The organism is Pandoraea pneumonica (assembly GCF_902459645.1).
GTDB lineage: Bacteria > Pseudomonadota > Gammaproteobacteria > Burkholderiales > Burkholderiaceae > Pandoraea > Pandoraea pneumonica.
This window is the reverse complement of sequence record NZ_CABPSK010000001.1, coordinates 1397992-1423947: the sequence shown is the minus strand read 5'-3', so window position 1 is coordinate 1423947 and position 25956 is coordinate 1397992. Positions and strand designations below refer to the sequence as shown.

Annotated in this window: 21 protein-coding genes and 2 tRNA genes; 8 read left to right on the top strand and 15 right to left on the bottom strand. The window is 62.6% G+C overall.

The features are described 5' to 3' along the window. Positions 1-41: 41 nt before the first annotated feature. A complete protein-coding gene (locus PPN31114_RS06145; RefSeq protein WP_246182412.1) occupies positions 42-1043 on the top strand; it encodes a 23S rRNA (adenine(2030)-N(6))-methyltransferase RlmJ in 1002 nt (333 codons plus the stop codon). A 113-nt stretch (positions 1044-1156) separates the two neighbouring features. Here PPN31114_RS06145 and PPN31114_RS06140 read toward each other — a convergent pair whose 3' ends face one another. The 11 genes from PPN31114_RS06140 to PPN31114_RS06090 form a co-directional block, all read right to left on the bottom strand. Then, positions 1157-1879 carry a pseudouridine synthase gene (locus PPN31114_RS06140; RefSeq protein WP_150678550.1) on the bottom strand — a complete coding sequence of 241 codons (723 nt, stop codon included), beginning with the start codon at positions 1877-1879 and terminating at the stop codon, positions 1157-1159. 84 nt (positions 1880-1963) lie between these two features. Further along, positions 1964-3949 (bottom strand): tyrosine-protein phosphatase, encoded by a 1986-nt coding sequence (locus tag PPN31114_RS06135; protein ID WP_150678549.1) that lies wholly within the window; start codon positions 3947-3949, stop codon positions 1964-1966. Positions 3950-4147: 198 nt separating this feature from the next. Beyond that, a complete protein-coding gene (locus tag PPN31114_RS06130; protein WP_150678548.1) occupies positions 4148-4852 on the bottom strand; it encodes a TetR/AcrR family transcriptional regulator in 705 nt (234 codons plus the stop codon). Between the two features lie 55 nt (positions 4853-4907). Further along, positions 4908-5642: an ABC transporter permease gene (locus PPN31114_RS06125; RefSeq protein ID WP_150679184.1), complete on the bottom strand. Its 735-nt coding sequence runs from the start codon at positions 5640-5642 to the stop codon at positions 4908-4910. Between the two features lie 172 nt (positions 5643-5814). After that, positions 5815-6999, bottom strand: coding sequence for an ABC transporter substrate-binding protein (locus tag PPN31114_RS06120; RefSeq protein WP_150678547.1), 1185 nt, complete (start codon positions 6997-6999; stop codon positions 5815-5817). A 3-nt stretch (positions 7000-7002) separates the two neighbouring features. Further along, positions 7003-7983 (bottom strand): ABC transporter ATP-binding protein, encoded by a 981-nt coding sequence (locus PPN31114_RS06115; RefSeq protein ID WP_150678546.1) that lies wholly within the window; start codon positions 7981-7983, stop codon positions 7003-7005. After that, positions 7980-9182, bottom strand: coding sequence for an acyl-CoA dehydrogenase family protein (locus PPN31114_RS06110; RefSeq protein WP_150678545.1), 1203 nt, complete (start codon positions 9180-9182; stop codon positions 7980-7982). Before PPN31114_RS06110 ends, PPN31114_RS06115 begins: the two co-directional genes overlap by 4 nt. Further along, complete coding sequence (locus PPN31114_RS06105; RefSeq protein ID WP_150678544.1) at positions 9179-9745, bottom strand: carboxymuconolactone decarboxylase family protein; 567 nt, start codon at positions 9743-9745, stop codon at positions 9179-9181. Before PPN31114_RS06105 ends, PPN31114_RS06110 begins: the two co-directional genes overlap by 4 nt. 103 nt (positions 9746-9848) lie before the next feature. Next, on the bottom strand, positions 9849-10910 hold the full coding sequence (locus PPN31114_RS06100) for an AraC family transcriptional regulator (RefSeq protein ID WP_150678543.1): 1062 nt from the start codon (positions 10908-10910) through the stop codon (positions 9849-9851). Between the two features lie 368 nt (positions 10911-11278). After that, positions 11279-11363 (bottom strand) — tRNA-Leu (locus PPN31114_RS06095). Positions 11364-11501: 138 nt separating this feature from the next. Beyond that, positions 11502-12416 (bottom strand): LysR substrate-binding domain-containing protein, encoded by a 915-nt coding sequence (locus tag PPN31114_RS06090; protein WP_150678542.1) that lies wholly within the window; start codon positions 12414-12416, stop codon positions 11502-11504. Between the two features lie 339 nt (positions 12417-12755). On the opposite strand from PPN31114_RS06090, the gene PPN31114_RS06085 reads away from it, so the two are divergent. The 3 genes from PPN31114_RS06085 to PPN31114_RS06075 are packed head-to-tail and all read left to right on the top strand — an operon-like array spanning position 12756 to position 16788. Continuing rightward, positions 12756-13535, top strand: coding sequence for a (2Fe-2S)-binding protein (locus tag PPN31114_RS06085; RefSeq protein WP_150678541.1), 780 nt, complete (start codon positions 12756-12758; stop codon positions 13533-13535). A gap of 5 nt (positions 13536-13540) precedes the next feature. After that, positions 13541-14578, top strand: coding sequence for an FAD binding domain-containing protein (locus tag PPN31114_RS06080; RefSeq protein ID WP_150678540.1), 1038 nt, complete (start codon positions 13541-13543; stop codon positions 14576-14578). Beyond that, positions 14575-16788 carry a xanthine dehydrogenase family protein molybdopterin-binding subunit gene (locus PPN31114_RS06075; protein ID WP_150678539.1) on the top strand — a complete coding sequence of 738 codons (2214 nt, stop codon included), beginning with the start codon at positions 14575-14577 and terminating at the stop codon, positions 16786-16788. Before PPN31114_RS06080 ends, PPN31114_RS06075 begins: the two co-directional genes overlap by 4 nt. A gap of 232 nt (positions 16789-17020) precedes the next feature. On the opposite strand, the gene PPN31114_RS06070 is transcribed toward PPN31114_RS06075, so the two are convergent. Continuing rightward, a tRNA-Leu gene (locus PPN31114_RS06070) sits at positions 17021-17105 on the bottom strand. A gap of 279 nt (positions 17106-17384) precedes the next feature. Between PPN31114_RS06070 and rnr the strand changes: the two genes are divergently transcribed. After that, positions 17385-19943 carry a ribonuclease R gene (rnr, locus tag PPN31114_RS06065; RefSeq protein WP_150678538.1) on the top strand — a complete coding sequence of 853 codons (2559 nt, stop codon included), beginning with the start codon at positions 17385-17387 and terminating at the stop codon, positions 19941-19943. A gap of 278 nt (positions 19944-20221) precedes the next feature. Next, positions 20222-20992 carry a 23S rRNA (guanosine(2251)-2'-O)-methyltransferase RlmB gene (gene rlmB, locus PPN31114_RS06060; protein WP_150678537.1) on the top strand — a complete coding sequence of 257 codons (771 nt, stop codon included), beginning with the start codon at positions 20222-20224 and terminating at the stop codon, positions 20990-20992. Between the two features lie 140 nt (positions 20993-21132). Here the strand turns inward: rlmB and tal are convergent, their stop codons facing one another. Next, positions 21133-22083: a transaldolase gene (gene tal / locus PPN31114_RS06055; protein ID WP_150678536.1), complete on the bottom strand. Its 951-nt coding sequence runs from the start codon at positions 22081-22083 to the stop codon at positions 21133-21135. A 159-nt stretch (positions 22084-22242) separates the two neighbouring features. Here tal and rpiA point away from each other — a divergent pair, with 159 nt between their 5' ends. Together rpiA and PPN31114_RS06045 are read left to right on the top strand one after the other, a co-directional pair. After that, entirely contained in the window at positions 22243-22932 is a 690-nt protein-coding gene (rpiA, locus tag PPN31114_RS06050; RefSeq protein ID WP_150678535.1) for a ribose-5-phosphate isomerase RpiA, read from the top strand. Positions 22933-22954: 22 nt separating this feature from the next. Beyond that, entirely contained in the window at positions 22955-24022 is a 1068-nt protein-coding gene (locus tag PPN31114_RS06045; protein ID WP_150678534.1) for a serine endopeptidase, read from the top strand. A 112-nt stretch (positions 24023-24134) separates the two neighbouring features. Here the strand turns inward: PPN31114_RS06045 and PPN31114_RS06040 are convergent, their stop codons facing one another. Then, positions 24135-24410 carry an oxidative damage protection protein gene (locus PPN31114_RS06040; protein WP_150678533.1) on the bottom strand — a complete coding sequence of 92 codons (276 nt, stop codon included), beginning with the start codon at positions 24408-24410 and terminating at the stop codon, positions 24135-24137. A gap of 174 nt (positions 24411-24584) precedes the next feature. Further along, on the bottom strand, positions 24585-25934 hold the full coding sequence (gene argA, locus PPN31114_RS06035; protein WP_150678532.1) for an amino-acid N-acetyltransferase: 1350 nt from the start codon (positions 25932-25934) through the stop codon (positions 24585-24587). Positions 25935-25956: the final 22 nt, after the last annotated feature.

Below are 25956 nucleotides of genomic sequence, written 5' to 3'. Positions count from 1 at the left end.
GCGTCGGCTACAATCGCGCCTGACGAATCAGGAACTGCCTAATGTTCAGCTACCGCCATGCCTTCCACGCCGGCAATCACGCCGACGTACTGAAACACTTCATCGCCGTCGAATGTATCGATTACATGCGCCAGAAAGACACGGCGTTCTGGTATATCGACACGCACGCTGGCGCGGGTGGCTACGCGCTTGACGGCAAGTGGGCCGACAAGACGGGCGAGTATCACACGGGCATTAGCCGGTTGTGGGACCGCAACGATCTGCCACCGGCGTTGGCCGACTACGTGGCGCTCGTGCGCGAGTTCAATCCGGATGGCAATTTGCGCTACTACCCGGGCTCGCCGTATTTCGCGCTGCAATTGTTGGGCGATCGCGATCGTTTGCGTTTGTTCGAGGCTCACCCGACCGAGCAGGAAGTGTTGCGCGAGAACTTTGAAGCCCAGGGCCGAGAAGTGGCGCGTCGCACGATGATTTTCGGTGCTGACGGCTTTGCGGGCCTGAAGACGATTTTGCCGCCGGCCTCGCGTCGTGGTTTCACGCTGATCGATCCGTCGTATGAAGACAAGCGCGATTACACGCGCACGACGCAAACGGTGCAGGAAGGGCTCGACCGTTTCCCGACGGGGATGTATGCGGTGTGGTATCCGCTGGTGCAGCGTCGTGAAGCCGGTCAATTGCCGGAGCGTATGAAGCGCCTGACGATCAATGGCCAGCCGATCAAGAGCTGGGTGCATGTGGCGTTGACCGTGTGCAACCCGGTGCCGGGCGGCTTGGGGTTGCACGGCAGCGGCATGTTTATCGTGAATCCGCCGTATCAGCTGTACGAAACGCTGAAAACGACGATGCCGTATCTCACCAAAGCGTTGGGTCAGGACAAGGGCGCGCAGTTCTTGCTCGAAGACGACAGTCACCGCGTGACCCAGCCGCGTGGCGGTGCATCGCGCCCGTCGGCGTCGTCCATGGCGCGCACCTCGACGCCGGAGTCGGCAACGCCGGCGCGTCCGGGCGGCCGCACACCGGGACCGCGACGCGGCGGCCGGTAATGTTGGCGTGGTGACATCGCCGCATAAGTCACCCGGCCACTCCGTCGTAAATTCGCCGCGCGGACACTGCGCGGCGATATCCATCGCTCGCTAGCGCCTTTCCTTCCGTTGACCTATCGCTGATCTGTCGCTGGTACTTCGTACGGCAGCGACAGCAATTCATCTGGCGAGAGGTAGCGCCATTCTCCTTCGGCGAGCGTGCCCATCGGCAGGCCGCCGATGGCCGTTCTGACCAGACCTTCCACACGATTGCCCGCGGCGGCCACCATGCGTTTGACTTGGTGGTATTTGCCTTGCGTGATCGTGAGCGCGATTTCGTGCGACGAGGGGCTCATCACGTCGGTCGCCGCTAACGGTTCCGTTTCATCGCGCAGCAGCACACCTTCGCGCAACGCTTGGAGCATCTCGTCGGTCACCGGATGTTTCGTTGTCGCGATGTAGCGCTTGGGCACGTGCCGGCGTGGCGACATCATGGCGTGCAGAAAGGGGCCGTCATCCGAGAGGAGCAGCATGCCCGTGGTGTCCTGATCGAGGCGTCCGGCGGGTTGCACGCCGCGTACGGCCAAGGGCAGGGGCAGCAGCGAGTGCACGCCTTCGTGGTGCGTGGGGCTGGTGGAGCACTCGAAACCGGCGGGCTTGTTGAGCAACACATAGACGTGCTCGCGGTACTCCCAGGTTTCGCCGTCCAGCGTGAATTGCAGGCCGCGCGGGTCGATCGACTCGCGCGGATTGTCGTGCACCACGCCGTCGATGGCGAATGCGCCGGTGGCAACAAGCTTGCGGCACATCTTGCGACTGCCGAAGCCCTGCGATTGCAAAATACGTTCTAGCTCGATGATGCGTTCTCCGTCGGGCGTCGTGAATTCAGGCCGCTATTGTAGCGGCCTGAGCGCACGATGGTCCGGCGGGCGAAACGAATGTCAGAACGTGTACTTCAGCGAGGCAAAGCCTGCGAGCGACGTCGCACCGCGCTCGCCGCCGCCGACCGCGCCACGCAACTCGGCAGTCACCGGGCCGCGCGTGGCTTGCAGACTGAGTTCAGCGGAACCGAACAGACGCGAGTTGTACGCCGCCGTCTGACTGATGCCATACCCCTGAAGCGTGCCAAAGCTGCTCACGGCTGCCGAGTTGAGCGTCTGTTCGACGCCGAGCGTCAGTACCGGGCGAATCGTCCATGCCCCGAGGCTGCGATCTTGGAAGTTGAGATCGACGCGTGCACGGGCGGCGAGCACATGCTGCTTGTTGCCTTGCATATTGAGGGCGAGTTCGCTGCCCGTTTCCTCGAAGCCGGACAAACTGGCCTGCGTGTAGCGCAGACCGATTTGCGGCGTGAGCGTCAGGCCGGGCACGTCGAACGATTTCCCTACCATACCGATGGCGCTGTACAGCCAGCTTTTTGTCGAGCCAGTGGCGGTGCCGAGCCCACTACCAAGACCGCGCGTGCTGTCGTAGTTGCCGCGGCTGCCCATGAGCATGCCATCGACGAAGAGGCTGTTTTTCTCCGGTGCGAAGGCATAGCGAGCGCCTGCGACGAGTTGCATGCTATTGAGCGTCGCCGTGGCATCAGCGGCTTCGGGCCGTTGGTTCTCGTTACCGATCGCGCCGTACACACTCAACTGCGGCGTCAGCGGCTGCGTAATGCCCACCATCACGCCGTTCTCGCGGCTCTTGCTGCTGGCGCTGCCGGCCGAACCACTCGCGCGCGAGGTATTCGTCCACACCGACACCCATACCGGGTCCGGCGCGGGGGCGCCGAACGGTGTTGCCGTGTGGCCACGCAGGGCCGATTCCACGGCGAGCGGTTGCGTGAGCAGATAGGCCACGGCGTCGGCGTGCACTTGCCCACCGATGCGGTTGGCGACGCCGCCGAGCGTGCCGGAATCGATCGCCGATTGAAGATAGTTGTTGAAGGCCGTGTAGTGGCCGGAGAGCGGACTGTTTTGCAGGTTGACCAGCAGCGCAGCGCCGAGGGCGGCGTTGCCGGTGAGTGCGGCTTGGCCCGGCAGCGCGTTGTAGTAGACCATTTTGGCGCGCAGCACGTAGATGTCGGCTTGCGTGAGTCCGAGGCCTTGAATCAGGTAATTCTGCATCGAGCCGTATTGGCTCACGACCGAGTCGAGCGAAGCTTGCAACCAGCCGGACGACACGCCCATGAGCGCGCTGTAGGTATTGGCCATTTGTTGCGCGCCAGCGGCGCCGAGGGTTGGCGTGTACTGGGCGAGGATGGCCTGTTTCATCCCTGCGATGGTGGCGGCCGAGTACGTATTGGTGGCGAGGTAGTCGGTCATGATTTGGTTGGACGACACGCCAGCGATGCTCTCGAGAATGGCGGACGTCCAGCCGGTGCGGTCTTTGCCGGAGGTGCAGTGAAAGAGCACGGCGCCGTTGGCGCTGGCCAGATCGAGCAGGAGGGATTTGAATTGGCTGCGCACCGAGGCGTCGGTGACGAAGCTTTGGTACATCCCGGTCATGTAGGTGTTCACGGCGGCGACGGAGGTGAGCGACGTAGCGCTGCCGGTCACGTTGGCGTTACCGAGGATATCGATGTTGCGATAGGTCGCACCGCTCACCGTTCTGTCGGGACTCGAGGCGATTTCGCTGGCGGTGCGAAGGTCGACGATTTGCGTGATGCCGAGCGAAGTGAGTGTGGCGCTATCGGAGGACGAGAGGCTGGAGAGTGCGTTGGCGCGATAGAACACGCCGGTACGCATGACGCCGTTGTTGGCGACGGTGTTGCTGGTGCCCGTGCCGCCGAGCGAGGCGGCGAGTCCTGCGACATCGCGGAAATTGTCGACCGAGGCGAGTCGCGGCGTGGTGATCGGATACGAGACATCGGCGTATGCAGCGGCGCTGGCGAGGGTGCAGAGCGAGGCGGCGAGTGCGATGTCGCGGAGATTCTTATGCATGTTTTTGGTGTGCCCGATGGAAAAATTGACGACCTGCCGTCGATCGATGTCGATGGAAATGCGAAGAAAGATCGACGGGCAGGCGGGCGCAATAAAAACATACGTAAATGTATGTTTTGTGAAAACGTACGAACTTGTATGTTTTGTGGCGGAGCGACAAGAGAGCCGCCAGACGTGCGAGAGGTCGGTATGGGGGGATTACTGCCCGCTGTCGAAGCGCTGGCTAGCGCGAGCGTGGAGGAGTTTGTCGAGCATCGCGGTCACGCTCGGGGGAACGGGCAGATGGCTGAGCAGCCAGTCGAGTGAAGCGCCGAGTGCTTTGGCGTCGAAATCGCGCCGTATGCTGCTGAGGCTTGCCCCGACGAGGATGTTGAAGAGCGCGAGGACTTCTGGGTCGCGCTCCCCGTCAGGCATGCCGAGCACTTGACCGTCCGCACCATCGAAAAATGGCTGAATGACCGATTGCAGGCGAGTGTCGCCGCGCGATGCCATCCAAATTTCGAGCATGGCGACCGTGGTTGGCGAGGGCGGGCGATAGCGCAGGCTGGCGATGACCAGATACAGGCGCTCTCGTGCCGAGAGCCGTTGCATGGCCTGCATGACGCCCGCATCTTGATTGAGCGCGAACGACACGAAGGCCGGAAACAGGTCGTACTTGCCTTGCGGAAACTGATAACGCAGTGTGCCCCGGCTGCATTCGCAAAGGGCGCACAGGCGGTCTTCACTCCATGCCGCGTAGCCTTCCGCGCTGATGATCTGCGCCGTCGCTTCGAACAGTCGTGCGCGAGTACGCTGAGTTTTCGGACTCAGCGTGTCTTCGGCAGTCGTTCGGGGATCGGCGGGCATGGCGTCGGGCACAGGCAGGAAGACGCGTTCGGCGTGGCAGAGATTCGGGACGCCCAAGGGTACCCGAGTCTGCCGCCCGCGTTCAAGAAAAAGTGCCCGGTGCGATCGCCGCTCACTCGTCGGCGACCGTTCCGCTAAAACGGCGGTAGATGAAGCGCGCTACCCAGTCGAGGGCGAAGCCGAGAACGCCGATGACCAGAATGACGGCGGTCAGCTCCGAATACGCCAGCCGGTCGCGGGTATCGAGAATCAGGTAACCCAGTCCGGCATTCACACCCAGCATTTCCGCCGGGACCAGCACGATCCACAGAATGCCGATCGCCAAACGCACCCCCGTCAGGACATGCGCGGCAATCCCTGGGACGTAGACATGCCATAGCATTTCCCAACGTGTCGCCGCAAGGCTCTCCCCAAGCTGCACCCAGCGCCGGTCGATTTGCGCGACGCCTGCCGCGGTACTCATCACCAGCGGCCACAAGGCGGCGAAGGCGAGCAGAAAGTACACCGCCGGGTCGCCGACGCCGAGCGACATCACGGCAATTGGCATCCACGACAGCGGCGACACCATCCGCAAAAATTGCAGCGACGGCGTGAGCGTCGCGTCGAGCCAGCGGATGCGTCCGATCAAAAACCCGAGCGGCACGCCCAGCACCAGCGCCCACGCGAGACCGACGCCAATACGCCGCAGACTCGCCAGAATGTGCAGACTCAGTTGCTCGTCGCGAAACAGATCGGGCAGGGCGTTGAATGCGGCTGCGGGTGAGAACTGGGCGGCCAGCGAACCCGGCGTCGTCAGCAGGGCAATACCGAGCCACCAAAGCGCGACGATGCCCGCCAGACCTGCCATGCCGAGCCACGCGCGACGACGGGTGCGGGCGGCGTTTGTGCTACCCACACCGCTCACACCATCCACGCCATCCACACCATCCACACCACTCGTAGGATTCACAGTAATCTCACTTGACGCCGTCTGCGTGCCTGACGCGATGGTGGCCGCGCCTGCTTTGGCGGACAACAGGTCAGACAACGATGACCTCCTGACGCGTGAAGCCTTCAGGCAACCCAAACGCTTTCATGCCGCCTGCGGCCGCAATGCTCTTCTTGACGAAGCGGTCGTCCACGAGATCGCGCGCCACAAACGCCGGATCGAGCTTGGCGAGGAACTGCGCATTGCCTTCCACCTGCGTCTTCTGCATGTGGCGGACCAGCGCTTCGGTGTAGCTGGGGTACGGATACGGCTGGAAGTCGATGCGCTTTTCGTGCCAGTCGGCATGCATGATGGCCTTATCGGCCAGGTAACGGCCCTGTTCCGACGCAGCGGGTGCCAGCACGCGCTGCAAGACTTGGAACGGATGCGGCGTGTAGCGATTTTCGCCTTCCTTCGAGAGCAGGCGGGCGGCATCTTCCGGATGCGTGCGCGTCCATGCCTGCGCTTTCACGATGGCGTCGACCACCTTCTGCGTCCATTCGGGGCGTGTGCTCAGATCGCGTTCATGCATCGTGACGACGCAGCACGCATGGTTCTTCCACACGTCGCCAGTAAAGCGCAGCACCTTGCCGACCTTAAGATTCTCGGCGGCGGCATTGAACGGTTCTGCGACGATGTACCCGGCGATTTGCTTGGCAGCGAGTGCGGGCGGCATATCGGAGGGGGCCATCACAATCAGATTGACCTCGTTGGCGGCCGGCGCGCCCGACTTCTTGAGGACCGGCGTCAAACCGTTGGCCGCAAGCAGGCCTTGCAGCACCACGTTGTGAATCGAATACCAGAACGGTACGGCCACCGTCTTGCCGCCTAGATCGCTCACCTTGTTGATGTCGTTCGTGACCGTAATCGCACTGCCGTTGACGTGATTCCACGCCACGACCTTGGCCTGCGCCTGACTGCCGTAGCGGGCCCACACCGTCATGGGCGAGAGCAGGTGAACGACGTTGACCTGACCGGACAGAAAGGCCTCGATCAATTGGGCCCAGCTACGCAGCAGCGTCGGCTTTTCCGCCTTGATGCCAGCCTGCTCAAAGTAGCCGTTATTGTGAGCGACGAGCAGCGGCGTGGCGTCGGTAATGGGCAGATAGCCGATGCGTAGTGGTGCATCCGGTTCGGCGGCGGCGCGTGCCGCAGCCGAGGCCAGCAGCGGTGCGGCACCTGCCACCGTCATCATCGAAGCGAGCTTGAGCCATTCGCGGCGGGAAATTTGGCACATGGGTTAGCGATCCCCGTAGGTCTGGTCGGTGTCGTTGGCCGGTGACGGCGAGCGGGCGTTCGATGTGTCCGCCGCGTCGATTATGCCGGTCGTGTTGGTTGTATGGTTTGTGCTGGATTCGTGGCCCGTGTCGCGCGACATCGCACGTTGCAGGGCTTGCAGAATCTCGATGCGCAGCGCGCCCAGCGCTTCGACTTGCGCTTCGCGCGGTGAAGCGATATTGACGCGCCATTGCGCAAGCGTGCGACCTTGATTGCCGAGCAGCACGATGCGATCGGACACTAGCAACGCCTCGTCGATATCGTGCGTTACCAGCACCGTGGCAGCGCCGGTGTCGCGCACCACGGTCACGAGTAGCCGCTGCATGTCGGCACGTGTCACTTCATCCAGTGCCCCGAAAGGCTCGTCGAGCAAAAGTGCACGCGGTTGACGCGCCAGGCAGCGGGCCAGCGCAACGCGTTGCGCCATGCCGCCCGAGAGTTGTCGCGGGTGCAAATGATGGGCATGCGCAAGCCCGACTTCCGCGAGCGCCGCATCGATGCGTGCGCGGCGCGTGTCGCGCGAGAGCTTGGGCTGGCGTGCGAACGTCAGACCGAATGCCACATTGCGTTCGACCGAGAGCCACGGCAGCAGGCAGGGGTCTTGAAAGGCGAGGGCGATGTCGGGGCGAGGCCCGGCGAGCGGCGTGCCGTCGACGTCGACCGTGCCTGCGCTCGGTGGCAGCAACCCGGCGGCAATACGCAGCAACGTCGACTTGCCCGATCCGCTCGGCCCGAGGACGGACACGAGTTCACCTGGGGCTACGTGCAGATCCACGCCTCGCAATATCTGTCGAGACCCATAGGCCAGACCGATGTCGCGCAGCGTGAGGAAAGGGGCGGCCGTTGCCGCCGACGACGGCTGCGCAGTGCGCGCGTCGTGCGCGTGCGCTGGGGCGATGAACGTATCGGAATGCGCGCGCTGCGTCGCCGTGGGTTGGGTCATGACGCGGTACCGGTCCTCGTAGGGGCTGCGGTGGCCGATGGCTGCGATGCGCCCCGCTGTGCCGCCAACTGATTTTTCAACTGCACGAGACTCGGGGTCACGATCGGTACGAACGCCGCTTCCCGCTGGCGACGCGCCACGCCGGAGAGCCCGCGCAAATAACCGCGACCGCCACCCGTTTGCACTTCGAGCGTCGCCGCATCGTGCACGACGCCTGCCAACGCAATACGCAATTCAAACAGTTTTGCTGGAGCGGTGACGAACTCACCTTGCGCGACACCGGCTTTCAGGCGGGTGGCGAGTGCATCGAGTTGCTCGGCAAGGGCGCCCACTTCGTCGGCTACCGCCGCGCGCGCCCCCGGGCCGCCCTCGTGGGTGCCCGCGAGGCTGCGTCGCGCGAGACCGAGCGACATGCCGCATTGCAAGCCGAGGAAGGCAGGGCGCACCCGCACAAGCCACACCGGTGCATCGTCGGTAATGCGGTCGTTGTCGTCCAGCGGCGTGTCGGTCATTTGTAGCGCAGCCGTGTTGGTGCCGCGCAAGCCGATCAGGTCGAGATCGTCGCTGCGCGTGACGCCCGGTGCGTCGTGGGCAATCGCGAAGATCGACGGCGGACCGCCAGCCTCGTGATCGGCCGCTGCGGCCGCAACAAAGCCTTGCTTGCGCAGGTTGGTGATCCACGGCAAGCCGCCGCTCACATGCCACGCAGGGCTGGCATCGGCATCGGCACGGTCAGTCGCGCGAATTTGCAGCGGTTCGATGGCCGATAGATATTTCATCGCGTTCGACAACCCCGTCGCCCCGGCAAGCTCACCCGTGAGCAACGCGGGCAGCAAACGCTCGCGCAAGCCGCGATTCGGGCTTTGCAGCAGATATTCGATAAACGTGCGCTGGCCCCACAGCACGAATGCCGCGGCGAACGAATGCGCCGCAACGTCGGCAACGCTGTCGATGGCATCGGTAATCGTGCCGCCAGCCCCGCCCAGTGCCGTGGGCACGCCAACGCGCAGCAACCCGGCCTGTGCCAACTGCGGCACCACCTCGGCACTCAGCGTAGCGTCAGTGTCGAGCGTCTCGGCGTGGCTATCGAGCCATGCGGCAAGTTCTGGCGCCCGGACCGAAAGGGCTGAAAGGCCCGATTGGCCTTGCACCGCACCCGCGACAGTGCCTAACGGAGTAGGGCTGGCGTGCGTGCTCATGCCGCCTGATCCTTCGGCTCCCAGCGATACGCCGCCAGTTGCGGATTCAATTCGTTTTGCGAAAGATTGTTCGCGAAGTTGCACAGCGTCGCAAGCGATACCCCGAGCACCACTTCGAGCGCTGCGGCGTCATCGAATCCCGCCGCTTTGAATGCGGCGAACTCGGCGTCGGAAACAGCGCCGCGCGTCGCGATGACGGCGCGCGTAAAGACGGCAACGGCGTCGAGCTTCGCGTCGGACAGCGTCTCTTGATCGCGAATCTCGTTGACCAGCGCCTCGGGAAGCTGCGCTTTCTTCAGCGCCACCGCCGTGTGACCGGCAACGCAAAAGCCGCAACCGTGAATGCCAGCCGCCGTGATCTGTACGACTTCACGCTCCGCCAACGTCAGGCTCGCGCGGCCATTGATCGCGCCCACCGTCAGATAGGTCTCGAGCGCCGTCGGCGCATTCGCCAACGAAGCTACCAAGTTCGGCAAGAAACCGTTTGCTGCGAGAGATTTCTCCAGAAACGGACGGCTCGCCTCCGGGGCGGTTTCAACGGTATGTAATGGCAGTCGGCTCATATCGGGCTCCTCACAATCGAGCCCCCATTGTGCAGAGGCTTGCCTAGGCACTCAATGCGCGCGCGTCTGGAAATACTGCGGATTTGTCTTAGGCAGGGGCGCGTCAGTGTAACGCGTAGTGTGTGACGGTTGCCTCGGCAGACGGCGCGGGGGAGGGCAGTGGAGACGGAGTCGCTGTGCGGCTCTCAGGATGCGCCTGCCGACGCCATACGCCCGGCTGGACACCCGTCACTCGTTTGAATGCCTGCGCAAACGCAGACTCGGATTGATACCCAACCTGCTCGGCAGTCTCCGGTAACGTCGCGCCCGCACGCAGCAACGCTGCCGCCGTCTTCATGCGGACCAACGTCACGAATTGCGCCGGCGGCTGGCCGCCGATTTCGGCGAATTGCTTGCAAAAGCGTGCGCGCGACATGTGAACGAAATCGGCCATGGTGTCGGTTGTCCATCGCTCACCTGGGGATTCGATGATCGCTGCCGCGAGACGGCCGAATGCGTCACGTCGCATCAAGCGCCACACACCCGGCGCAAAGTCCTCGGCATGAACGGCCTCACGCAACGCATAGTAGAAAAGTAAGTCGGTCAGACGCGCGAGTAATGGCGATGGGGCGTCGCCCGGGCGGCGTGCTTCCGCTTGGATCAACGAGAAGACCTGCGTCAGGCCGTCATGGCGGCCGCTGTCACGACGCGCCACGATCGGGTTCGGCAGCATGCCTAAAACCAAACCGTCCAAGTCGGTGCGGAATTCGAAGAAGCCACAGGCTAAAGCGACGGATTGAGTGGGGCGCGTGTTGTGATTGATGTCTGCCTGTGATGGCAGCGGCGTCATCTCGCCTTTTCTTACAGATAAGTCCGACGGCGGTGCGGCATGCGGCGATAAGCAATGCGCTATGTCCGTCAGTAAGAAGACGGCATCACCCTCGTTCAACCAAATCGTGCGCGCCGGGTTTGCGCCATCTGCGCCCACATGCAAATAACATCCCCCACCCAACACCACATGGAAACTCGCACGCTGCCGACCAGCCGTCGTCGCCTGATATTCCCCACAATACTCACCCACATGGAATAACGTGCTCTTTAACTCCAACCCCGATAACAACCAATCCGCTACCCGGTCCGGATTCGCATGTGCCTCCACTGTGCCCACCGCGGACGATGCTCGCATGACTTCCCACTCTCAACGCGTCGTGCCACAACATCTGGCAAAACTCGCATGCTCCCCACACACATCCCCCCCGACAACTATTTTTTTGTTGGATGCTTATGACTGGGATGAGGGGCGGGGAGGAGGAGGGGCAGGCAGGGGGATTTAACTTCTTAACACCGACGGCCCTGGCCCACGCGCAGCGTACCCCCAACCGCCCATACGGCACCTCCGGCGCCGCGAGGACTCGGTCACACTCCGCGCGACCCCGGCATCGCTTGCAAGCGATGCCCTTCGAGTCCCCACGCAATGTGCACTCGCACATTGCTTTCTGGGCGGAGAAAAACAAAAAGCCGGTGATCTTTCGATCACCGGCTTTTTCTTTGTCTTGGTGCCCAGAAGAGGACTCGAACCTCCACGGTGTTACCCGCTAGTACCTGAAACTAGTGCGTCTACCAATTCCGCCATCTGGGCATCGCCAGCTCACTCGTTGTTACTTGCTCGCTGCGAAGAAGTGAGATTATGCCGAGGGGGTGACATGCTGTCAATAGGGTTTAATGAAAAAGTCATCAATCTCCACCCACCTCTTTAACTCCCCCCATAAACCCAACTTCAAGCCGCCCGCCCCATATGCTCCGAACGAATCATGTCGATCAAGTGCCGTAACCCCGGCAACGTCTGACGCCGACTCGGGTAATACATCGACAACGGCGGACCATCCACCGCCCAATCACTCAACACCGCCTCCAACGTGCCCGCCGCTAACTCGGCCCTCACGTTCTGCTCCAATACATAGCCCAACCCCAACCCACCCAACGCCGCCGCCACCACACCATCGGTCTCGTTAATACTCAACGCCCCCGGTACATCCAACTCGATCGCGCTCGACCCATTCCCCAACTCCCACTTGTACAACGTGTTGTCACCCAAACGCATCCGAATGCAATTGTGCGACAACAAATCCTGCGGCACCTTCGGACGACCATGGCGCGCAAGGTACGCAGGCGACGCCACCACAATCCACTTCAACGACGGCGTCAACGGCGTCGCAATCATGTCGCCCGGCACGGTGTCGCCATATCGCATGCCCGCATCGAACCCCTCAGCCACAATGTCCAACATCCGATCGTCAACCGTGATGTCCAACTCGATATCGGGATACGCCGACACAAAACGCGGCAAGATCGGGTCCAATAACAACCGCGCCGCATCGCGCGGCACGTTCAAACGCAATCGGCCCGCAGGCGACGCACGATAGCGATCCAACGCCCCAATCGCCGAGGCAATCTGCTCAAGCCCCTGCTCCAATTCCTTCGCTAACGCCGCCCCCGCCGCCGTCGGTGAAACGGACCGGCTCGTGCGATTGAGCAACTTCACCCCCAAACGGGCCTCAAGGTTGCGCATGGCATGACTCAACGCCGAAGTGGTCACGCCCAACTCCGTCGCGGCCTCCCGGAAACTCTGCCGACGGCAGATAGTCACGAAAACGTTCAAATCGGCAAGCTCGCCACGAGTAAATGCAGGCATGTCATTCCCAACTAGGATCAAGTAACCAAAACCAGAAACGTTGAGCATGTGCAACGAGTTAAGCGTTCGTTGAACAATATTCAATTTTTTATGAGCTAAATTCTACAGAATTACCGGGACGCGAGAGACGCCGCTACGAAGCGAGTGACGGAAACGCGACACATTACGGACGTAGGCTGCTCGCCGGATCCCATCGCGCCGCAGGGATATCGTCAGATGGCACGAGACTGACAGTTTCCTGACGCCTGCAAGTCACTCGCGCTTTCTCTATAGTGCTCGAAAGGATTCGCGGCGCCCCCACCGCCGCCCTCAACGGTTGCCCTCAAAGGAGGCTTCTCGATGAAGGAACACGCTTGTCACCCCTCATGCGCCAGTCATGCCAACGGCGCGCACGACGGCCGTGAGACATCGTCGTCGCCATCCCGGTCCTCAACCCACCCACCATCGCCACCCACCGCCGCCGCCCATGCTGCCGCGGCAGTCACCGATCCCAGCGGCCGCCGCCGCTTTTTGAAGTCGCTCGGCGCGTCGAGCCTGGCCAGCGCAAGCGCTGCCTGGCTACCCGGCGCGCAAGCGCAGACACAAACGCAAACGCAAACGCCAAACGAAGCTGCCGCCGCCAGTGCGAGCGCAGGGGTAGCCGCAGACGGCGAACCCTTGACCCTCTCGGTGAATGGGCAGCGTCGCACGCTCCGGGTGGCGCCGAATGCCATCCTGCTCGACGTGCTACGTGACCAACTGCAACTCACCGGCACGAAGAAGGGGTGCGATCACGGCCAGTGCGGCGCGTGCACGGTCCACGTCAACGGCGTCGCCATTAATTCGTGTTTGTCGCTCGCGCTGATGCACGACGGCGATGCGGTCACGACCATTGAAGGACTGGCGCGTGGCGACACGCTGCATCCCGTGCAAGCCGCGTTCTGGGAACACGACGCGTATCAATGCGGCTACTGCACGTCCGGACAAATCATGAGTGCGGTCGCCGTGCTGGCCGATAAACGCATCGGCCGCGACGACGCTTCTGTGCGCGAAGCCATGAGCGGAAACATCTGCCGTTGCGGCGCGTATCGCAACATCCTCGCCGCGATTCAGGATGCGCGCTCGCGCATGGGAGGCTGATCACCATGCGACAGTTCGAATTCATCCGCCCGCAAAGTGTCGAGCAAGCCATCGCCGTCCACGCGACTGCACACACCACGCCGCAGAACGCCGCGATGCGAGTGGGCGAGGGCGTCTATCTCGCGGGCGGCACGACGCTGCTCGATCTGGTCAAGCTCGACGTGATGCGCCCGGCGCGCGTCATCGATATTCATCGACTCGGCATGAACAGCATCGACCGGCTGCCGGACGGACGGCTACGCATCGGCGCACTGGTGACCAACACGACGCTCGCCTACGACCCCGCCGTCATGCGCGACTACCCCGTGCTTTCTCAGGCATTGCTGAGCGGCGCAAGCACGGCGCTGCGCAACAAGGCGACGACCGCCGGGAACGTGATGCAACGCGTGCGCTGCGGCTATTTTCGTGATGGCGTCTCGCCATGCAATAAGCGCGAACCGGGCTCGGGATGTGCCGCCATCGGTGGACATCATCGAAGCCTGCACGCGGTGCTGGGCGGCAGCGCGCAGTGCATCGCCGCTCACCCCTCAGACATGTGCGTAGCCATGGCCGCTATCGGCGCAACCGTGCACGTGCAAGGCGCAGCGGGTGAGCGCGATATCGCCTTCGCCGATTTCCATCTGCTGCCGGGCGATACGCCCTGGCGCGAACACGCGCTCGCCAACGACGAGATCATCACGCATGTCACGCTCGATGCGCCGCTCGCGAATGCGCGAGGCGGGTATCTCAAGCGCCGCGACCGCGCCTCGTATCAGTTCGCGCTCGCGTCGTGCGCCGTGATTCTTTCGCTCGACGGGGGTACGGTGCGCGAGGCACGCGTAGCACTCGGCGGTGTGGCGACGAAGCCCTGGCGTGCGATCCAAGCCGAGCAGGTGCTGCGTGGCGCGTCGCTCTCGCCCGCGTCGGCCGATGTCTGGCGACGCGCGGCTGACGCTGCCCTCACCGGCGCGCACGACTACGGACAGAACGGCTACAAGATCGCGCTTTGCCAACAGGCGATTGTGCGAAATCTCACACGGCTCGCCGCGGGAGGCACGGTATGACGACACCCAATATCGGTCAGCCCATCCGCCGTATCGATGGCCGCAAGAAGGTGACGGGCGCCGCGCATTACGCCGCGGACTGGCATCCGCCCGGTCTCTGCTATGCGTACGGCGTGTTCTCCACGATCTCGCGCGGCACGATCCGCAATGTCGATACGCGCGACGCACGGCGTGTGCCCGGCGTTATCGACATCTTTCACCACGATCACTTCCCGGCCCTGTTCCGCGTGCCACAGCGCGGCGGCGGGTTCAATGCGATTCTCGACGCGTCGATTACCGACGAGCACCGCCTGCCGTTCGAAGACGACAAGGTGTATTACGGCGGGCAGTTCGTGGCACTCGTTGTGGCCGATTCGTTTGAACACGCCCGCGAAGCCGCCTATCGCGTGCATGTGGATTACGCGAAGGAAGCACCCCTCACCAGTCTTGAGCAAGGCGTAGCGCGCAACGGCACGCAAGACGGCGGGCGAGGGCACCAACGCGGTGACGCCGCCGCCGCGTTCGAGCAAGGCGTGCATCGGGTCGATGCGGTGTATCGCACGCCCGTAGAGACGCATAACCCGATGGAAATGCACGCCACCACCGCACAATGGCGCGACGGCGACCTGCATCTCTATGAAGCAACGCAAGGCGTGACGGTGCATCGCAATACGATTGCCAGAGTGTTTGGGCTCGATCCGGAAAGGGTGGTGGTGGAAGCGCCATTTATCGGCTCCGGCTTCGGCTCGAAACTTTTTATCTGGCCGCATTCGATTGCCGCCGCCGCAGTGTCGCGCGAAGTCGGGCGGCCCGTGAAACTGCTGGTGCCGCGCCCGCAGATGTTCACTACGACGGGCCACCGGCCGCAGACCGAACAGCGACTGCGACTGGCGACGGACGCGAACGGCAAGCTCGTTTCGCTTCGGCATGAATCGATTTCTACCCAAGCGTTTGTCGATAACTTCACGGAAAACTGCGGCGGGATGTCGAAGAGTCTCTATGGCTGCGCGAATGTACTGGTGAGTCATAGAACGACGCGTGTGCATCAAGGCGCGCCCACGTCGATGCGCGCACCCGGCGCGGCACCCGGGTTGTTTGCGCTGGAGTCGGCTATCGACGAGATGGCGCTGGCCGCAGGCGTCGATCCGCTAGCGTTCCGGCTCAGTAATATTTCTACGCACGATGAAAGCGCGAACTTGCCCTGGTCCAGCAATCATCTGCGTGAAGCGATTTTGCAAGGCGCAGATAAGTTTGGCTGGGCGCGGCGGGATCCACGCGTCGGAGCGATGCACGACGGTGATGAGGTGATCGGGATGGGTATGGCCGCGTGTAGCTGGGATGCGATGCGAACCCCGGCGCGCGCGCGTGTGATGCTGCGCGCGGATGGGACGGTTGAAGTCACGTGTGCCGTGCAGGATATCGGCACTGGGACTTATACGGTGGCCGCGCAGACGGTCGCGGATTTGACCGGCGTCGGTGTGGAGAAGATTGATGTGCGGTTGGCTGATTCCGCTATGCCCGCTGCGCCGCTGTCTGGTGGATCTTGGGCGACGGCGAGTGTGATGCCTGCGATTGCGGCGGCTACGCGGAATGCTATCTCGCAGTTGATTTCTTATGCAGTGGCAGGGAAGGGGGCTTTTAGTGAGGCTAAGGCCAGCGATGTGCAGTTTTTGGATGGGGCGCTGGTCTATCGCGGTAAGAAAGTGCCGTTCGGTGATGTACTCCGAGAGTTAAAGCTCGGTCTCGCCATCGGCGACGGCGCCACCGGCGGTGCCCCCGAAGGCAAAGTCTCTTTCCGAAGCTTTGGGGCCCATTTCGTTGAAGTGCGATTTGACCCGGCTATCTCGCATTTGCGCGTTTCGCGTGTGGTGAGTGCTATCGATGTCGGTAAGATCGTCAACCCCCTCACCGCCAGAAATCAAGTGGAAGGCGCCATCGTCATGGGCATCGGCATGGCCCTCTTCGAAGCCACCGACTACGACCCCCACTCCGGTCTCCCCGCAAACAACAGCTTCGCCGAATACCTCGTCCCCGTTCACGCCGATCAACCCGATATCGATGTCATTCTTCTCGATTACCCAGATCTGGCACTGAATGAGTTTGGGGTCCGTGGGATCGGGGAAATTGGGATTACTGGGCTGGCCGCCGCTGTGGCTAATGCGGTTTATCACGCTACCGGGAAACGGGTGCGGGATCTGCCGATTACGATCGAGAAGGTGATGAGGGTTTGAATTTCTTCTCTCAAAACCAAACCGCTAATTCTGGTCCACGCGCACCGAACCCCCATCCGCCCATACGGCACCTCACGGCGCCGCGAGGACTCGGTCACACTCCGCGCGACCCCGGCATCGCTTGCAAGCGATGCCCTTCGAGTCCCCACGCAATGTGCACTCGCACATTGCTTTCTGGGCCGAGAAAAACAAAAAGCCGGTGATCTTTCGATCACCGGCTTTTTCTTTGTCTTGGTGCCCAGAAGAGGACTCGAACCTCCACGGTGTTACCCGCTAGTACCTGAAACTAGTGCGTCTACCAATTCCGCCATCTGGGCATCGCCAGCTCACTCGTTGTTACTTGCTCGCTGCGAAGAAGTGAGATTATGCGTATGCGTGTGGGCACTGTCAACACCTATAGACAAAAAATTTTCAAATCACCCCCTCACCACCCAAGCCAACCCCAAAATCCGCACAGGTGGCGGATTTCGCAAGCTTTGCCGTATGATTGACCTTGTTGTCGACGCCCTCCAAGGCACTCGCACAACACCACGGACCGTCGGGCGCATGGTGCGCCGCTCGGCCGGACTCAACCGGCACAGTAACGCTACCGACCTTTGAGCAAATATCCCTATCCGATTCCGAGCCGCGAAGAAATCCTCGGTGTACTGCGCACCGCCGATTCCGCGCTGTCCGCCAACGATATCGCCGAATCTCTGGCGATCAAAAAGCAAGAACGCGAAGGCTTCTTCAAACGCCTCGCCGCCATGGAACGCGATGACCAAATTCGTCTCGATCGCCGTGGCTACTATCAACTGACTCACCCCTCGAATTTCATCGCCGGCCGCGTCATCGGCCACCGCGATGGCTACGGCTTCGCCGTGCGCGACGACGATGGCGATGACCTCTATCTTCCCAACGAGGAAATGAAGAAGGTCATGCACAACGATCGCGTCCTTCTACGCGTCGCCGGCTATGACCGCCGCGGCCGCCCCGAAGGCCATATCGTCGAAGTCGTCTCCCGCGCAAACACCCACGTCATCGGCCGACTCCTCAACGAGAACGGTGTGATGGTCGTCGCCCCCGAAGATAAACGCATCGGGCACGACATCCTCATCCCACCCCGCTCGCAAGGCAAAGCCAAAGTCGGACAAGTGGTCTCGGTCGAACTCACCGACTACCCCAGCCGCTACAGCCAACCCATCGGCCGCGTCTCGGAAGTCCTCGGCGATATCGACGACCCCGGCATGGAAATCGAAATCGCCGTGCGTAAGTACGGCGTGCCCCACCAGTTTTCCCCCGAAGCCCTCGCCGCCGCCGGTGCACTCCCCGACGAAGTCCGCGCGCCCGATCTGCGCCACCGCGTCGACCTGCGCGACGTACCCCTCGTCACCATCGACGGCGAAGACGCCCGCGATTTCGACGATGCGGTCTATTGCGAACCGGTCAAAATCGGCCGCACGAACGGCTTCCGCCTCATCGTCGCCATCGCAGACGTGTCGCACTACGTCACCTCCGGTGGCCCGCTCGACGCCGACGCGCTCACACGCAGCACCTCGGTCTACTTCCCGCGCCGCGTCATCCCGATGCTGCCCGAGAAACTCTCGAACGGCCTCTGCTCGCTCAACCCCGACGTCGACCGCTGCGTCCTCGTCTGCGACGCCATCGTCACGCCGTCGGGCGACGTGAAGGCCTACCAGTTCTACCCGGCTGTCATCCACTCGGCCGCACGCCTCACGTACACGGAAGTCGCCGCTGTCCTCGGCAACACGAAAGGCCCCGAAGCCCAACGCCGCGCCGCACTGCTGCCACATCTGCAAAATCTCTACGAGCTCTACAAGGTGCTCGCCAAAGCGCGTAAGTCGCGCGGCGCCATCGAGTTCGACTCGACTGAGACGTACATCGTCTGCAACGCACAAGGCAAGATCGAACAAATCCTGCCGCGTACCCGCAACGACGCCCACCGCCTGATCGAAGAATGCATGCTGACGGCCAACGTCTGTGCCGCCGACTTCCTCAAGCGCCACAAGCAACCCGGCCTCTATCGCATCCACGCAGGCCCGAAGGGCGAGAAGCTGCTGGTGCTGCGCACGTTCCTCAAAACGCTCGGCCTCACGCTCGGCGGCGGGGACGAACCGGCAACCTCGGATTACTCGGAGCTGATGACGCAAATCGAATCGCGTCCCGATGCGCCGATGCTCCAGACAATGCTGCTGCGCTCGATGCAACAAGCGGTGTATAGCCCCGATAACATTGGCCACTTCGGCCTCGCTTACCCGGCTTATACCCACTTCACGAGCCCGATTCGCCGTTACCCGGACTTGCTCACGCACCGCGCGATCAAGGCAGTGCTCGCCGGGCGCAAGTACGAGCCCGAGATTCCGCCGGGGGTGGACATGACCACCGGTATCTCGCCGCACGCCCGCAAGCTGCAAAAGGACGACGAGGCCGCGAAGAACAAGAAGACGCCGTCGGCCAAGAAACGCGACGCCATTTGGGAAGAGCTCGGTCTGCATTGCTCGGCCAACGAGCGCCGCGCTGACGAAGCGTCGCGCGACGTGGAAGCCTGGCTCAAGTGCTACTTCATGCGCGACAAGCTCGGCGAGGAATACGGCGGCACGGTCAGCGCCGTGACGTCGTTCGGCATCTTCGTGCAACTCGACGACCTCTTTATCGAAGGCCTCGTGCACGTGACGGAGCTGGGCAGCGACTACTTCCAGTTCGATGAAGTGCGCCACGAATTGCGCGGTGAACGCACCGGTATTCGCTACCGCCTGACGGATCGCGTGCGCGTGCAAGTGAGCCGCGTCGACCTGGATGCACGCAAGATCGACTTCCGTCTGGTGCGCGAACCGAATGCCCGCAGTCTCGCGAAAACATCGGGACGCACGGAACGCGGCGGCGCCCCCGTGCCTGCACCGGCTGCCGGTGCCCCCGGCGTTGCTGGGACGGCAGGCGCGGGCGCAGGTCCGTCGATTCGCCAACTGCCGAAGGGCGGCGCGCTGCTCAACGGCGTGCAACCGGCGCCGGCGGGCAAACACCCCGCCAAGCCGAAGACGGCAAAGGTGAAGGCGGCGCGCGCCGAACGCGGCGCAACACCGCCCGTCAAGCGCTCCGGCGGCAAGACAGCCTCGTCTAAGCGCACCGGCGGACCTGCGAAGAAACCGCGCCGGTAATCGTCGCAAATCGTGATTGGGCGTGGTTAGGTGTGGTTAAGCGTCGCTAGTCGCGGTTAGGCGTGCTCAAGCACACGGTTTTCTGGTGCAAAGCGCACCGGAAAACCGGGGCGAGGCAAGGTTTGCAGTAAGATGTGCGCCTCGCGCCGATTGCCGGCCTACGCAAGGCAACGCTGAAGACTGCGTAGGGCTGCGGCGGCGGACACCCGGTGAGGGTGCCGCCGCCGTCGTACTTTGTACGGGGCCCGCCTCGGCGCACGCTATTTTGAGGATGTGAAATGAGTCAATTGAAAATGCTGTTCGGCTTCCACGCCGTGACCGCCCGCCTGCGCCACGATGCGAGCAGCATCGAAGAAATCTACTACGATCCGACCCGCCGCGATCGCCGCATGACGGACTTCCTGAAAGCCGTCGAATCGGCCAAGGGCGTGCCCGGCGTAAAGATCAAAGTCGTGCAGGCCGACGGCAAACGCCTCGACGGCATGGCCGGCTCTTCGCGTCACCAAGGTGTGGTCGCGCGCGCACAAGAAGTCTCGCTCGCCCTGAACCTCGACGAACTGCTCGACGGCATCTCCGGCGATCCGCTGCTGCTCGTGCTCGACGGTGTGACCGACCCGCACAACCTCGGCGCCTGTCTGCGCGTCGCCGACGGTGCTGGCGCACACGCCGTGATCGCGCCGAAGGACCGCGCTGTCGGTTTGAACGCGACGGTCGCCAAGGTGGCCAGCGGCGCCGCAGAAACGGTGCCCTACATCATGGTGACGAACCTGTCGCGTACGCTGCGCGAACTTAAGGAGCGCGGCATCTGGGTGGTGGGCACGTCTGACGACGCACCCGCCGACATCTACGGCACAAAGCTCACCGGTCCGATGGCGATCGTGATGGGTGCGGAAGGTGAGGGTATGCGCCGCCTCGTGGGCGAAAACTGCGACATGCTCATGAGCATTCCGATGGCCGGCGGCTGCGAAAGCCTGAACGTCTCGGTCGCCAGCGCCGTTTGCCTCTACGAAGCCGTGCGCCAGCGCAAAGTCGCCGTTAAAGGCAAGTAAGCGAAGTAAGCGAAGTAAGACTTGCCGCCACGGCTCGCGTGGCAGCAAAAGCAAAAGCCGGCGTTGCAGCCGGCTTTTTGCTTTTCATCCGATTCGACGTTCGCTTAAGCTGCGCCGTACGACCCGGTCGCTGCGTTGGCTTACCGCGCCGCTTCAATCAATGCTTCGAGCTTGACGGCATCGGCGGCAAACGCGCGAATGCCTTCGGCCAATTTCTCCGTCGCCATGGCATCGTCGTTGAGTTGGAAGCGGAACGAGGGCTCGTCCGTCTTCACGCGATCCACCGTGGCTGCGCGCGCCTCTTTGACGTCGAGCTTGCGCGGGGCTTCGCCTTCGGTGGTGTGCAGTTGTTCGAGCAACGCCGGGCTGATGGTGAGCAAGTCGCAGCCCGCCAGCGCCAGAATCTGGCCGGTCGAGCGGAAGCTCGCACCCATCACTTCCGTGTCGTAGCCGAAATGCTTGTAGTAGCGGTAAATCGCCGCCACGGATTTCACACCCGGATCGTTGTCGCCCGCGTTCGCGGCTTCATCCCACTTGGCCCCGGCGCTCTTTTTGTACCAGTCGTAAATTCGCCCGACAAACGGCGAAATGAGTTGCGCACCGGCCTCGGCACAGGCGGCGGCCTGCACAAGCGAGAACAGCAGCGTCATGTTGCAGCGAATGTTGTCGCGCTGAAGAATTTCAGCCGCACGAATACCTTCCCACGTTGAAGCGATCTTGATGAGCACGCGATCGCGCTCGATGCCTTCGGCTTCGTACATCGCGATGATCTTGCGTGCGCGGGCAACGGTGCCCGCCGTGTCGAACGAGAGGCGCGCATCCACTTCGGTGGAAACACGTCCCGGCACGATGTCGAGAATTTCGCGGCCGAAGGCGATCAACAGGCGGTCGATGATTTCGTCGGTGGTCTCGGCACGATGCTCGCCGACGACGCGCGTGAGAATGGGTTTGTAGGCGTCCTTCTGGACGGCGCCGAGAATCAGCGACGGATTGGTGGTCGCGTCCTGCGGCTTGTAGGCATCCATGGCCTGAAAGTCGCCGGTGTCGGCAACGACGATGGTGCTGCGCTTGAGCTGGTCGAGCTGATTCATGGTAGCGGGCCTTACAAGTAATGCACTGCGTGACATGATGCCGCCTGCGCGGGGCAGGCGGTTGGCGCGGGACGGCTGGCATGCCGTGCGACGAAAAACGACGCGGCACGCCCGACTCCGGTAAACTTCCGACTTTACCAAACTTTGCCGGAATTCCCCATGACCCAAGACGAACTCAAACGCCTGGTCGGCCAGGCAGCTGCCGACTATGTGAACCAACACGTGCCCGAAGGCAGCGTGATCGGCGTGGGCACTGGGTCCACGGCCAACTGCTTTATCGATGCGCTTGCCGCCCACAAGGGCCGCTATCGCGGCGCGGTATCGAGCTCGGAAGCGAGCACCGAGCGCCTGCGCAAGCACGGCATCGAAGTGTTCGATCTGAACCAGATCGACAGCCTGCCCGTGTATGTGGACGGCGCCGACGAAATCAACGCACTCGGTCACATGATCAAGGGCGGTGGCGGTGCACTGACGCGCGAAAAGATCGTCGCCTCGGTCGCCAAGGAATTCGTCTGCGTGGTCGATGCTTCCAAACTCGTGGCCGTGCTGGGTGTGTTCCCGCTGCCGGTCGAAGTCATTCCCATGGCGCAAGCGAGCGTCGCACGTGCCCTCACGGCAATGGGCGGCAAACCGCAAGCGCGCGTGCGTGCCGACGGCAGCCCGTACGTGACTGACAACGGTTGCGCCATTCTCGACGTGCACGGTCTGCAAATCCTCGACCCGGTGGCCTTCGAGACGCAGATCAACCAACTGCCGGGCGTGGTGACGGTGGGCTTGTTCGCGCAACGCGGTGCCGACCTCACGCTCATGGGCACGCCCGAGGGCGTCCAAACCATCGATTACAAGTAACTCACTCGCCCTGGAGGGCAGGATGGCTCAATCGCGTCGTCTTCCCGAAACCTGGTTCCGCCGTGGGTTGTGGCTGATCGCCGTGTTGTTCGCGGCGTTCTTGATTGGCCTTGGCGGTCTTGTCGTCGACAAACTGCCGGGCGTGGCCCCGGCCCCGACGCTCGATTCGTTCATCGATCCGGCGCAGGCCACGCGTGCCGACGCGGCCATCAAGCAGGCGCAAGCGCAGGCCGAAGATATCCAGAGTCAGCTAGAGACGGCGCGCCTGCAACTCAAGGCGCGCAGTACGGCGTATCGCAATGCGCGCGAGTCGTTCAACGACTGGGTGGCAACGCGCACCGCGACGGCGCAGGCGAGTCAGGATGCCGAGCTGGTTTCGCGCACGCGTGCGCTCGACACGCTCAAGTCTGCCGAGCGCGACGCGCAGACGCAGGTCGATACGCTGGAAAACAAGCAGCTTGAGGCGTCGCGGGCGGTGGAGTCGGCGCGCACGGCGCGCTTTGCGCTCAATGCGGCCGCGAGCGAGCGGTTGGCGGCGGTGCAGCGTTCGCAGGACTTGAAGGTCTTCGGCATTCGCTTGGCGATCACGTTGCCGTTGCTGGCGATTGGCGGATGGTTGTTCGTGCGTCAGCGCAAGAGCACGTGGTGGCCGTTCGTGTGGGGCTTCATCTTCTTCGCGCTGTTCGCGTTCTTCGTCGAGTTGGTGCCGTATCTGCCGGATTACGGCGGTTATGTGCGCTACTTGGTGGGGATTGTGCTGACGGTGCTGGTCGGCCGTTACGCGATTGTCTCGCTGCAACGCTACTTGGCGCGTCAAAAGGCGGAGGAGCAGTTACCAGATCAGGAGCGCAGGAAGGCGCTGTCGTACGATTTGGCGCAGGCGCGGATTTCGAAGGCAGTGTGTCCGGGGTGTGAGCGTCCGGTGAAGTTGGATGATCCGGAGCGCGACTTTTGCATGCACTGTGGCATCTGTCTTTTCGACCACTGCGGCGCGTGCAAGACGAGAAAGAATGCGTTCGCGCATTACTGTCACCACTGTGGGACGCCGTCCAAGGGTGGGATGACGGAAGGTGGCACGGCACCGGCCTGAAGCAAAGAGCGCGAAGCAAAAAGAACAAAGGCACACGATTAACGAAATCGTGTGCCTTTTTCACATGAGCGCGTGAGGCATGGAGGCCAACGGGCAAATGCGGGGGGAGGTTTTACTCCGAAGGCGGCGGCACATAGCCTTGCGCCACATCAGCGCCTTCACCGAAGAAGTACTTTTCGGTTTGCTTGACCAGGTACTGACGCGCACGCGGGTCGGCCATGTTCAGGCGGTTTTCGTTGATGAGCATGGTCTGTTGCTTGAGCCAACCGGCCCAGGCTTCTTTCGAGACGCTTTCCCAGAGGCGTTTGCCCAGTTCGCCGGGCATCGGCGGGAAATCGAGACCTTCGGCTTCCTTGCCGAGTTTGACGCATTGGATCATGCGAGCCATGGGGAACTCCTTCGTAATCTTGGGTATGGCGTGAAAAGAACGGCCACGCGGGAGCGTAATGCAACTGAGACGCAGCGTGTCGTGGCCGATGTCCGGATATGGGGGCAAGGCGCGTGAGACTCAAGATGTCGATGCAACATCGATCTCAAGCCGCACAGCCTGTCCCCGGTGTCGTTACAGCTTCTTGATCAGCACCAGCGAGCGGCGCTGCCAGTTATAGAGTCGGCGGCGGTCAGCAGGCAGATCGTCGACGCCTGCTTTGACGAAGCCGCGCTTGAGGAACCAGTGTTCGGTGCGCGTGGTGAGCACAAACAGGCGTTCCAGTCCGCGAGCGCGTGCGCGTTGCTCGATATGCTTGAGCAGTCGCTCGCCGTCGCCCGAGCCCTGTGCTTCGGGGTCCACCGTGAGGCAGGCCATTTCGCCGATGCGCTCGCTCGGGTAGGGGTAGAGCGCGGCGCAGCCAAACAGGCGTCCGTCGTGCTCGATGACCGAGAAGTGATCGATATCGCGTTCGAGTTGGTGGCGCCCGCGGCGTACCAGCGTGCCGTCGGATTCCAGCGGTTCGATGAGCTGCAAGATCCCGCCGACGTCGTCAACGGTCGCTTCGCGCAGACTTTCCAGATTCTCGTACGAGATCATGGTGCCCACGCCATCGTGCGAGAACAGTTCGAGCAGCATGCTGCCATCGAGTGCGAACGGCACGATGTGTGCGCGGCCTACGCCTGCACGGCAAGCGCGCGTTGCGTATTTCAGATAGAACGCCGAATCGCGGTCGATTGCGCCTTGCGACTGCATGCGCTGCGCGTCTTCGAGCGTCAGTTCGCGCTGCAACTCGTTGTATTCGTTGAGAATGCCTGCCGTCTCGGTAATGAAGATCAGCTTGTCCGCACGCAAGGCGATCGCTGCCGACGACGCCACGTCTTCCATCGTCAGATTGAACGACTGCCCCGTCGGCGAGAAGCCCAGCGGGGAGAGCAGCACGATCTTGCCGTTGGCCAGCGACAGGCGAATCGATTCTGCATCGACTTTGCGAACCACGCCCGTGTGCTGGAAATCCACGCCGTCGACGATGCCCACCGGGCGCGCCGTCACGAAGTTGCCCGACACCACGCTGATGCGCGCATTGCCCATCGGCGTGTTCGGCAGCCCTTGGCTGATCGACGCTTCAATGTCCAGACGCAGTTCGCCCGCCGCTTCCTTGACCGCTTCGAGCGCGGCCGCGTCGGTCACGCGTAATTGTTGGGCGAAGTGCGATTCGATATGTCGCAGGCGCATCTGCTCTTCGACCTGCGGTCGCGAGCCGTGCACCAGCACGATATGCATGCCCATGGCACACAACAGCGCGACATCCTGAATCAGGGTGTCGAGCCCGCCGGCCGCGACCAGTTCACCACCAAAGGCGACCACAAAGGTCTTGTCGCGAAACGCGTGGATATAGGGGGCGACCGATCGCAGCCAGTCCACGAACTGGGCTTGGTGGGCGGTCTCTTCGTCTTGTAGGGCGGGATCGGGTTCGGTCAGCATGGGTGTACGTGCGCAAACATGC

Coding starts and splice junctions, on each gene's coding strand:
- PPN31114_RS06045 (WP_150678534.1), top strand. CDS start 22,955: ATGGCTCAATCGCGTCGTCTTCCCGAAACCTGGTTCCGCCGTGGGTTG.
- PPN31114_RS06145 (WP_246182412.1), top strand. CDS start 42: ATGTTCAGCTACCGCCATGCCTTCCACGCCGGCAATCACGCCGACGTA.
- PPN31114_RS06135 (WP_150678549.1), bottom strand. CDS start 3,949: ATGCATAAGAATCTCCGCGACATCGCACTCGCCGCCTCGCTCTGCACC.
- argA (WP_150678532.1), bottom strand. CDS start 25,934: ATGCTGACCGAACCCGATCCCGCCCTACAAGACGAAGAGACCGCCCAC.
- PPN31114_RS06085 (WP_150678541.1), top strand. CDS start 12,756: ATGAAGGAACACGCTTGTCACCCCTCATGCGCCAGTCATGCCAACGGC.
- tal (WP_150678536.1), bottom strand. CDS start 22,083: ATGAATCAGCTCGACCAGCTCAAGCGCAGCACCATCGTCGTTGCCGAC.
- rpiA (WP_150678535.1), top strand. CDS start 22,243: ATGACCCAAGACGAACTCAAACGCCTGGTCGGCCAGGCAGCTGCCGAC.
- PPN31114_RS06075 (WP_150678539.1), top strand. CDS start 14,575: ATGACGACACCCAATATCGGTCAGCCCATCCGCCGTATCGATGGCCGC.
- rlmB (WP_150678537.1), top strand. CDS start 20,222: ATGAGTCAATTGAAAATGCTGTTCGGCTTCCACGCCGTGACCGCCCGC.
- PPN31114_RS06105 (WP_150678544.1), bottom strand. CDS start 9,745: ATGAGCCGACTGCCATTACATACCGTTGAAACCGCCCCGGAGGCGAGC.
- PPN31114_RS06110 (WP_150678545.1), bottom strand. CDS start 9,182: ATGAGCACGCACGCCAGCCCTACTCCGTTAGGCACTGTCGCGGGTGCG.
- PPN31114_RS06080 (WP_150678540.1), top strand. CDS start 13,541: ATGCGACAGTTCGAATTCATCCGCCCGCAAAGTGTCGAGCAAGCCATC.
- PPN31114_RS06120 (WP_150678547.1), bottom strand. CDS start 6,999: ATGTGCCAAATTTCCCGCCGCGAATGGCTCAAGCTCGCTTCGATGATG.
- PPN31114_RS06125 (WP_150679184.1), bottom strand. CDS start 5,642: ATGGCAGGTCTGGCGGGCATCGTCGCGCTTTGGTGGCTCGGTATTGCC.
- PPN31114_RS06040 (WP_150678533.1), bottom strand. CDS start 24,410: ATGGCTCGCATGATCCAATGCGTCAAACTCGGCAAGGAAGCCGAAGGT.
- PPN31114_RS06090 (WP_150678542.1), bottom strand. CDS start 12,416: ATGCCTGCATTTACTCGTGGCGAGCTTGCCGATTTGAACGTTTTCGTG.
- PPN31114_RS06100 (WP_150678543.1), bottom strand. CDS start 10,910: ATGCGAGCATCGTCCGCGGTGGGCACAGTGGAGGCACATGCGAATCCG.
- PPN31114_RS06115 (WP_150678546.1), bottom strand. CDS start 7,983: ATGACCCAACCCACGGCGACGCAGCGCGCGCATTCCGATACGTTCATC.